Raw genomic sequence first — 9,334 nt, forward strand, 5'->3', positions numbered from 1 at the left:
TTTCAATATTAAAGATTTGTGTAGTATATAGATGTATATACAAGTTAGTACATTGCTATACAGTGAATGCAGTTTAATTTGCTGGTTTAAACTCAAAGGAAGGAGTCCTATTGTGACAACAATGACAACAAAATTTCGTGATGTAGAAATTCGCGCACCTCGTGGTACTAAGCTCAATGCAAAAAGTTGGTTGACTGAAGCTCCACTGCGTATGTTGATGAATAATCTTGATCCTGATGTCGCAGAGAATCCAAAAGAGCTTGTTGTTTACGGTGGTATTGGTCGTGCTGCACGTAATTGGGAATGTTATGACAAGATTGTTGAAACACTTAAAACTTTAGAAAATGACGAAACTTTATTGGTTCAATCAGGTAAACCCGTCGGCGTATTCAAAACACATAAAGATGCACCACGTGTTCTTATTGCCAATTCAAACTTAGTTCCACATTGGGCAAATTGGCAACATTTCAACGAGCTAGATGCCAAAGGCTTGGCAATGTATGGTCAAATGACTGCAGGTTCTTGGATCTATATCGGCAGCCAAGGCATTGTACAAGGCACCTATGAAACTTTTGTTGAAGCTGGTCGCCAGCACTACAACGGGGACTTAAAAGGTCGTTGGGTGTTGACTGCAGGTTTAGGTGGAATGGGAGGGGCTCAGCCTTTAGCTGCAACATTGGCAGGCGCATGCTCGCTTAATATCGAATGCCAGCAAGCCAGTATTGATTTCCGTTTACGTACACGTTATGTCGATGAACAAGCAACAGATTTAGATGATGCTTTGGCGCGTATCGACCGTTATACCAAAGAAGGCAAGGTGATTTCGATTGCGCTACATGGCAATGCAGCTGAAATTTTACCTGAATTAGTTCGCCGTGGCGTTCATCCGGACATGGTGACGGATCAAACCAGTGCACATGATCCACTCAATGGCTATTTACCCATTGGTTGGACATGGGAAGAATATCGTCAACGTGCCAAAACTGAGCCAGAAGCAGTGGTAAAAGCTGCAAAACAATCTATGGCGAAGCATGTACAAGCGATGTTGGATTTCCAAAAAATGGGTGTTCCAACCTTTGACTATGGCAATAATATCCGTCAAATGGCGCAGGAAGAAGGCGTAGAAAACGCATTTGATTTCCCTGGTTTTGTACCTGCTTATATCCGTCCATTATTCTGTTGTGGTATTGGACCATTCCGTTGGGTTGCACTTTCAGGTGACCCTGAAGATATCTATAAAACAGATGCAAAAGTTAAAGAATTGATTCCAGATGATGAACATTTACATCGTTGGTTAGACATGGCAAGAGAACGGATTAGCTTCCAAGGCTTACCAGCACGTATTTGCTGGGTTGGTTTAGGCTTGCGTGCAAAATTAGGTCTGGCATTTAATGAAATGGTACGTAGTGGTGAGCTTTCAGCACCAATCGTCATAGGTCGCGATCATTTAGACTCAGGTTCGGTTTCCAGTCCAAATCGTGAAACTGAAGCAATGCAAGATGGTTCCGATGCTGTATCTGATTGGCCATTATTGAATGCTTTACTTAATACAGCAGGTGGCGCGACTTGGGTTTCATTACATCACGGCGGTGGTGTCGGGATGGGCTTCTCTCAACACTCAGGTGTCGTGATTGTTTGTGATGGTACCGATGAAGCAGCAGCACGTATTGCTCGGGTATTGACCAATGACCCAGCAACAGGCGTGATGCGTCATGCAGATGCTGGTTATGATATTGCCGTCGAATGTGCCAAAGCGCAAGGTTTGAACTTGCCGATGATCACCAAATAAAAGACATGGACATTACGATGCTTTTTGCAATTGTGTAAGTAGCATCGTAAGAGAACAATATAGCGTAAAACAGGACGTCAAAATGGAACTCTTAATTCAACCAGGCAAGCTCACTCTCGCAGATCTTCGCCAAGCGTATTTAAATCCAATCAAAGTTAAACTGGATGACAGTGCTTATGCTGGCATCAATGCCAGTGTTGCATGTGTCGAAAAGATTGTGAATGAAGGACGCACAGCTTACGGTATCAATACTGGTTTTGGCTTACTCGCTTCAAGTAAAATTGCTCCTGAAGACTTAGAACAGTTACAACGTTCATTGGTACTTTCTCATGCTGCTGGTGTGGGAGTCCCTTTAGATGATGCGATGGTTCGCTTAATTATGTTGTTAAAGGCCAATAGTTTGGCACGTGGTTTTTCTGGTATCCGTCCTAAAGTGATTGATGCAATCCTTGCCTTGATCAATGCAGAAGTTTATCCACATATTCCATTAAAAGGTTCAGTCGGCGCTTCAGGTGACTTGGCACCCCTTGCACATATGTCTCTGGTTTTACTCGGTGAAAGTAAAGCACGCTATAAAGGGGAATGGTTCCCAGCAGTTGAAGCACTTAAAATCGCAGGTTTAGAACCCATTACTTTAGCAGCCAAAGAAGGTTTGGCACTTTTAAATGGTACACAGGTTTCAACAGCATACGCATTACGTGGTCTATTTGAAGCTGAAGATTTATTTGCTGCTGCGACCGTTTGTGGTGGGTTAAGCGTTGAAGCTATGCTCGGTTCACGTGCGCCGTTTGATGCACGTGTCCATGAAGTTCGTGGTCAGCGTGGTCAAATTGATGTTGCCGCTGCATATCGTGACTTATTGACTGAATCAAGTGAAATTGCACATTCACATGAAGATTGTAGCAAGGTTCAAGACCCGTATTCACTGCGTTGTCAACCTCAAGTGATGGGGGCTTGTTTAACGCAAATTCGCCAAGCAGCAGAAGTATTAGCGATTGAGTCGAATGCAGTTTCAGATAACCCATTGGTGTTTGCGGCAGAAGGTGACGTAATCTCAGCGGGTAACTTCCATGCTGAACCTGTGGCAATGGCTGCTGATAATTTAGCCTTAGCGATTGCAGAGATTGGTTCACTGTCTGAACGTCGTGTTTCGATGATGATGGATCGCCATATGTCACAGCTTCCTCCATTTTTGGTTGCAAATGGTGGGGTGAATTCGGGCTTTATGATTGCTCAAGTAACAGCCGCTGCGTTAGCGAGTGACAATAAAGCACTTGCACATCCTGCCAGTGTTGATAGTTTACCGACCTCTGCAAATCAGGAAGACCATGTTTCCATGGCGCCTAATGCAGGAAAACGCTTGTGGTATATGGCTGATAACGTTCGCGGCATTCTTGCAGTTGAGTGGTTAGGTGCATGTCAAGGACTTGATTTCCGTGAAGGATTGAAAAGCTCTCCTAAACTTGAGCGTGCCCGAAAAATTCTGCGTGATCAAGTGGCGTATTACAGTGAAGATCGTTTCTTCGCGCCAGATATCGAACAAGCAAGTGAATTGCTCGCAAGTGGTTGTCTGAACGAATTGCTCATTGCAAAGCTACTACCGAGCTTGTCCGAAGTGTGATCAATAAAACGGTCACATGGAGTGACCGAATCTAACTAAATTTCCTCAAGGATTGGAGATTATAATGTCACAACACTCCACATTACAGCGGGGGTTAAACACCCGTCATATCCGCTTTTTGGCATTGGGTTCAGCGATTGGCACGGGGCTTTTCTATGGATCAGCAACGGCAATTAAAATGGCTGGTCCGTCTGTTTTAATTGCTTATATGGTTGCAGGGATTGCAATTTATATTGTGATGCGAGCATTAGGGGAAATGGCTGTTCATAACCCCGTATCAGGTTCTTTTAGTGAATATGCCTCAAATTATATTGGTCCTTTAGCTGGTTTTACCACAGGTTGGACCTACGTCTTTGAAATGATCATTGTCGCCTTGGCTGACGTGACTGCTTTCGGTATCTATATGGGGTTTTGGTACCCCGATGTGCCACGATGGATCTGGATTTTATCGCTTATTATGTTCTTAGGGGCAATTAACCTGATTCACGTTAAAGTCTTTGGTGAAGTCGAGTTCTGGCTATCCATCGTCAAGGTTAGCGCTATTGTTGCCATGATTTTGGGTGGTTTTGGTCTGATGTTCTACGGATTTAATGCAGATCACACAGGCTTTGTACCCGGTATCCAAAACCTATGGATTCATGAAGGTTTTATGCCCAATGGGATTATGGGTTTAGTTGCCTGCTTATCAGTTGTGGTATTTGCATTCGGTGGCATCGAAATCATTGGGATTACAGCGGGTGAGTCACAAGATCCGAAAACGTCGATTCCGCGTGCAATTAATGCGGTTCCTGTACGTATCTTACTTTTTTATATTCTGACAATTTTTGTATTGATGTCTATTTTCCCATGGAATCAAATTGGTAGCCAAGGCAGTCCATTTGTACAAATTTTTGAAAATTTAGGCATCAAATCTGCAGCAACTGTTTTAAATATTGTGGTGATTACAGCTGCAATTTCCGCGATCAATAGTGATGTATTTGGTGCAGGACGTATGCTGTATGGTATGTCTAAGCATAAACAAGCACCTCAAGTGTTCCAGAAACTCTCACGTAATGGTGTTCCTTGGATGACTGTAGTGGTGATGGCTGGTGTGTTACTTGTCGGTGTCGTGCTTAATTATCTGATCCCCGAAAATGTATTTATTATCATCGCTTCAATTGCAACATTTGCAACGGTTTGGGTATGGTTAATGATTTTACTTTCTCAAGTGGGCATGCGCCGTAAACTGTCTAAATCAGAAATTAAAGCATTAGATTTTCCTGTGATTGGCTGGCCTTATGCACCTGCATTTGCCATTGTATTTATGCTGTTTATTTTAGCCATGATGGGATATTTCCCAGACTCAAGACCTGCACTTTATGTCGGTATAACATGGTTGGTTTTACTCTGGATTGCTTACACGATATGGGTGAAGCCCAAGCAAAATTCAGTAAAAGAAAAACCAGATCTCCAACAAAACATCGAAATGGAAAGCTGATACTGAAGCTGCTCAAGCGTGCTTAAAGCATGAGCAGCAAGAGGAAATGTCAATGAAAAAACTTTGGACAAATTGTCATATTGCAACCATGCAAGATGGGCAATATTCCAGTATTGAATCTGCTGCAATCGTCACTTTAGCACAACATATTCACTGGATTGGCGCAGAAAAAGATGTTCCTGTAGATGACTATACTGAGATCATTGACCTCAATGGCGCATGGGTGACTCCCGGTTTAATTGATTGTCATACGCATAGTGTATTTGGCGGAAATCGCAGTGTTGAGTTTGAAAAACGCTTACAAGGTGCCAGTTATGCGGAAATCGCAGCGAGTGGCGGTGGTATTGCAAGCACTGTAAGAGCAACACGAGAAGCAAGCGAAGAGCAGCTCCTTGCTTCGGCACTCAAACGTATTCGTTGTATGCTTAAAGATGGTGTAACCACCATTGAAATTAAGTCGGGATATGGTCTGGACTATAGCAATGAACGTAAAATGCTCCGTGTGATTCGTCAAGTCGCTCAAACTTTACCGATGACTGTAAAAAGTACGTGTTTGGCAGCGCATGCTTTGCCACCTGAGTATCAAGATCAAAGTGATGCTTATATTGAACATATCTGTACCGAGATGTTACCCAAACTGCATCAAGAAGGTTTAGTCGATGCAGTCGATGCTTTCTGTGAGCATTTGGCATTTTCACCTGCACAAGTTGAACGTGTTTTTAAAGCAGCTCAGGCATTAAACCTACCTGTTAAATTACATGCAGAACAACTTTCGTCCCTCGGTGGTTCAACGCTTGCTGCACGTTACCATGCTTTATCCGCAGATCATTTGGAATACATGACTGAAGCTGATGCCAAAGCCATGGCTGCTTCAGGCACAGTTGCTGTGTTATTGCCGGGAGCATTCTATTTTTTAAGAGAAACCAAATATCCACCTTTAGATAGTTTGCATCAACATGGTGTCCGTATTGCATTATCCAGTGATTTAAATCCAGGAACATCGCCAACTTTATCATTACGTTTAATGCTGAATATGGGCAGTACATTATTTCGTTTAACACCAGAGCAAGCACTCGCAGGTGTCACAACGCATGCTGCTTATGCACTGGGTTTACAAGACACTCATGGCACATTAGAACAAGGTAAAGTGGCGGACTTTATTGCTTGGGATATAGAACATCCTTCTGAAATTGTGTATTGGCTTGGCGGTGATTTGTCAAAACGAATCATCCAACATGGAAATGAAATCTTGATCTCAGCATGAGATTAATTTTGATAGAGTGATATTAATAATGAATCATTCATTTATGTGGCAAGGACGACAAGATGGGGAGGGTGATGCATATCTTCGACTCCATCAAGTGATCAATACCAGTCCTCAGGCATCTTTTGCTTTCATTGGCTTTAGTTCAGATGAAGGAGTTAAACGCAATCATGGACGCTTAGGTGCAGCAGATGCACCAGATATGATTCGTGCTCAATTGGCAAATTTACCAGTGCATCAACCTGTGACTATTATCGATTTAGGTACGGTGATTTGTGATCATGCTGAACTTGAAATAGCGCAGGCGGAATTAGCGCATCAAGTTGAACGTAGTTTAAATTCCAACATGAAGCCCATTGTGTTAGGTGGTGGACATGAAGTTGCCTTTGGGAGTTTTTCAGGCTTATTTCAATACATTCAAAATAATCATCTAAATAAGAAAATAGGGATTATTAACTTCGATGCACATTTTGATTTGCGCGAAGCTGAATATGTCACTTCAGGCACACCTTTTTTAAATGCTGCTAAACTATCAGAGCAGTTTGATCAAGAATTTAATTACATGTGTATTGGTGTTGCTAAGCATTCAAATACTAAAATTTTGTTTGACACAGCAGCACGTTTAAACTGTAATTATATTTACGATTATGAATTAAAACTGCAAAATGTTGAAAATTTAATCTTAAGAATAAATAATTTTATTAAAAAAGTAGACTATTTGTATATTACGGTTGACCTTGATGTATTTAACGCTAGCATTGCGCCGGGTGTCAGCGCACCTGCGGTGAAAGGAATCGATTTATCTACTTTTGACCCATTATTAGAAGCCATTAAAAAAACTGGCAAGATCAAAGTTTTTGATGTGGCTGAATGTAATCCACGGTTTGATTTGGACAACAGAACTGCCAAATTAGCCGCTTATATCATTTTTAACTACATATTTGATTGATGATTCAAGTGACTTCATCAAAAGGATAAGCAAAGTATGTCTAATTTATCTTATATCTCTCAAAATAACGGTCCATGGTCTACCTACCTTGAACAAATCGAGCGTGTTACACCGCATTTAGAACATCTCAAAGATTATATCGACACCTTAAAGCGACCAAAACGTGCTTTGATTGTCGATGTACCGATTGTTATGGATGATGGTACGATCCGTCATTTTGAAGGCTATCGTGTTCAACATAACTTATCCCGTGGTCCTGGTAAGGGCGGTATTCGCTACCATCCAGATGTAGATCTCAATGAAGTGATGGCTCTCTCTGCTTGGATGACTATTAAAACTGCGGTTTTAAATCTACCTTTTGGTGGTGCAAAAGGTGGTGTTCGTGTCGATCCTCGTCAACTTTCCCCACGTGAATTAGAACGTTTAACACGTCGTTATACCAGTGAAATTAGCCATATTATTGGCCCTCAAAAAGATATTCCAGCACCTGATGTTGGTACCAATCCCAATGTTATGGGTTGGATTATGGATACATATTCATCGGGTCAAGGCCATACAGTAACAGGTGTTGTAACGGGTAAGCCGATTCATTTGGGCGGCTCTTTAGGTCGAATTAAAGCAACTGGGCGTGGAGTATTTATTACAGGCCAACAAGTTGCAGCAAAAATTAAACTTTCTTTAGATGGCGCAAGAGTTGCTGTTCAAGGTTTTGGTAATGTTGGTAGTGAAGCTGCATATCTATTTGCAGATTCGAAATCTATTATTGTAACAATTCAAGACCATACAGGGACGATTTATAATCCTCAAGGTATTGATTTAGCTGCTTTAAAGACTTATTTAGAGAGCAATCAGGGCGTGGGGGGATTTGCTGGCGCTCAAGCGATTAGTGATGAAGATTTCTGGGATGTCGAAATGGATATTTTGATTCCGGCTGCATTGGAAGGTCAAATCACGGTTGAACGTGCGCAGAAATTAACAGCGAAATTGGTACTCGAAGGGGCAAACGGTCCAACTTACCCAGAAGCAGATGATATCTTAATCCAACGTGGTATTACCGTTGTACCTGATGTGATTTGTAATGCAGGCGGTGTAACTGTAAGTTATTTTGAATGGGTTCAAGATATGTCAAGCTACTTCTGGTCGGAAGAAGAAATTAACCAAAGACTCGATAAATTGATGGTTCAAGCGATTAATGATGTATGGCAGACTTCAAATGACAAAGTATGTAGTTTAAGAACGGCTGCCTTTATTTTAGGTTGTGAGCGTATCTTAAAAGCTCGTATGGAACGCGGTATTTTCCCAGGCTAATTTTTTTGTTGTAAGCGTGACCTTAGCAGATCTCTGCTAAGGTCATTTTTATTTTATCTGTTTAAAGCGCATTTTGACAGACTATTTAAACAGCGAATTTATAGAATCTATTGAATTATAAATGCCTTACCAGAATCTTAGTATTATCTACAAATAACATTACATAAACCTTAATTTATCTTACTGTAGATTTTTTACTGCTTTATTTTGTATATAGATTTGAGCAGTTAGTTAAAGAGTATCAATACATTGATCTTACGCGACACCTGATACTACAAGCAAAGTAGTGCTTTGTTTTTACTTAGTATGCAATGCGATAAAAATTATTAGACTGAATTGTAAGAATAAACCTAAATATACCCTGAATAAAATGTCTTAAATTTTGTGTAGTATTTGCCTTTTTATGGTTTTAATTTCACATGAATTAAATTATAAAGTATATTTAGTGTGTGAATAAATTATAGACACTTCTGCTATAAACCTTTTTAGAAAGTAGTTAATAATATGAATAAAATATACTCAAAATACATCTATGTTTTGAGCATTGGTAGTGTATGTGGCTTTACGACTTTGTTAGCAGCTGCACCGACATTACAATACTTAAAAACCTACCAAAGCTGTATAAATACAGCAAAAACCACAGCAAACAAGCAATTATGCATTAGTGCAGAGCATTTACGTCAGAATGAAAGATTAAACTTGGTAGTAAAAAACCTGACATCTAAGCTCTCAGCATATGAACAAAGTAGATTGACCGATGCTCAAGTAGAGTGGCGATCTTTTCAAAATTTTAAAGATGATCAATGTGATCAAGCCGCATTTGATGATGAAAAAGAGGTGGATCAGGAAATTTGAACAACACTTATAAGTGATATTTTGCTCCCCAAATGATGTTATAAACATCAATATATGGAGTATTTTATGGC

Annotated in this window: 7 protein-coding genes; all 7 read left to right on the forward strand. The window is 40.7% G+C overall.

Annotation, left to right across the window (positions count from 1 at the left end):
- The first annotated feature begins 121 nt into the window (after positions 1-121).
- The 7 genes from hutU to ACG916_RS18930 all read left to right on the forward strand — a co-directional run bounded on the left by hutU (position 122) and on the right by ACG916_RS18930 (position 9,263).
- A complete protein-coding gene (hutU, locus tag ACG916_RS18900) occupies positions 122-1,789 on the forward strand; it encodes a urocanate hydratase (protein WP_419330738.1) in 1,668 nt (555 codons plus the stop codon).
- A gap of 82 nt (positions 1,790-1,871) precedes the next feature.
- Entirely contained in the window at positions 1,872-3,410 is a 1,539-nt protein-coding gene (gene hutH / locus ACG916_RS18905) for a histidine ammonia-lyase (protein ID WP_336954745.1), read from the forward strand.
- Between the two features lie 64 nt (positions 3,411-3,474).
- The gene (locus ACG916_RS18910) at positions 3,475-4,887 is read left to right on the forward strand and encodes an amino acid permease (protein ID WP_004721798.1); all 1,413 of its coding nucleotides are present in this window, start codon (positions 3,475-3,477) and stop codon (positions 4,885-4,887) included.
- Positions 4,888-4,939: 52 nt separating this feature from the next.
- Positions 4,940-6,151: an imidazolonepropionase gene (gene hutI / locus ACG916_RS18915; RefSeq protein ID WP_419328850.1), complete on the forward strand. Its 1,212-nt coding sequence runs from the start codon at positions 4,940-4,942 to the stop codon at positions 6,149-6,151.
- 28 nt (positions 6,152-6,179) lie between these two features.
- Positions 6,180-7,100, forward strand: a complete 921-nt coding sequence (gene hutG, locus ACG916_RS18920) for a formimidoylglutamase (protein WP_336954748.1) — start codon at positions 6,180-6,182, stop codon at positions 7,098-7,100.
- Positions 7,101-7,136: 36 nt separating this feature from the next.
- On the forward strand, positions 7,137-8,408 hold the full coding sequence (locus ACG916_RS18925) for a Glu/Leu/Phe/Val family dehydrogenase (protein WP_336954749.1): 1,272 nt from the start codon (positions 7,137-7,139) through the stop codon (positions 8,406-8,408).
- Between the two features lie 504 nt (positions 8,409-8,912).
- A complete protein-coding gene (locus ACG916_RS18930; RefSeq protein ID WP_419330740.1) occupies positions 8,913-9,263 on the forward strand; it encodes a lysozyme inhibitor LprI family protein in 351 nt (116 codons plus the stop codon).
- Positions 9,264-9,334: the final 71 nt, after the last annotated feature.

This window comes from Acinetobacter legionensis, from assembly GCF_048552295.1.
In the GTDB taxonomy this organism is placed as follows: Bacteria; Pseudomonadota; Gammaproteobacteria; order Pseudomonadales; family Moraxellaceae; genus Acinetobacter.

What these genes read in the sequence shown, in the direction of transcription:
- hutU (WP_419330738.1), top strand. Translation starts at nt 122, where the DNA reads ATGACAACAAAATTTCGTGATGTAGAAATTCGCGCACCTCGTGGTACT.
- hutH (WP_336954745.1), top strand. Translation starts at nt 1,872, where the DNA reads ATGGAACTCTTAATTCAACCAGGCAAGCTCACTCTCGCAGATCTTCGC.
- ACG916_RS18910 (WP_004721798.1), top strand. Translation starts at nt 3,475, where the DNA reads ATGTCACAACACTCCACATTACAGCGGGGGTTAAACACCCGTCATATC.
- hutI (WP_419328850.1), top strand. Translation starts at nt 4,940, where the DNA reads ATGAAAAAACTTTGGACAAATTGTCATATTGCAACCATGCAAGATGGG.
- hutG (WP_336954748.1), top strand. Translation starts at nt 6,180, where the DNA reads ATGAATCATTCATTTATGTGGCAAGGACGACAAGATGGGGAGGGTGAT.
- ACG916_RS18925 (WP_336954749.1), top strand. Translation starts at nt 7,137, where the DNA reads ATGTCTAATTTATCTTATATCTCTCAAAATAACGGTCCATGGTCTACC.
- ACG916_RS18930 (WP_419330740.1), top strand. Translation starts at nt 8,913, where the DNA reads ATGAATAAAATATACTCAAAATACATCTATGTTTTGAGCATTGGTAGT.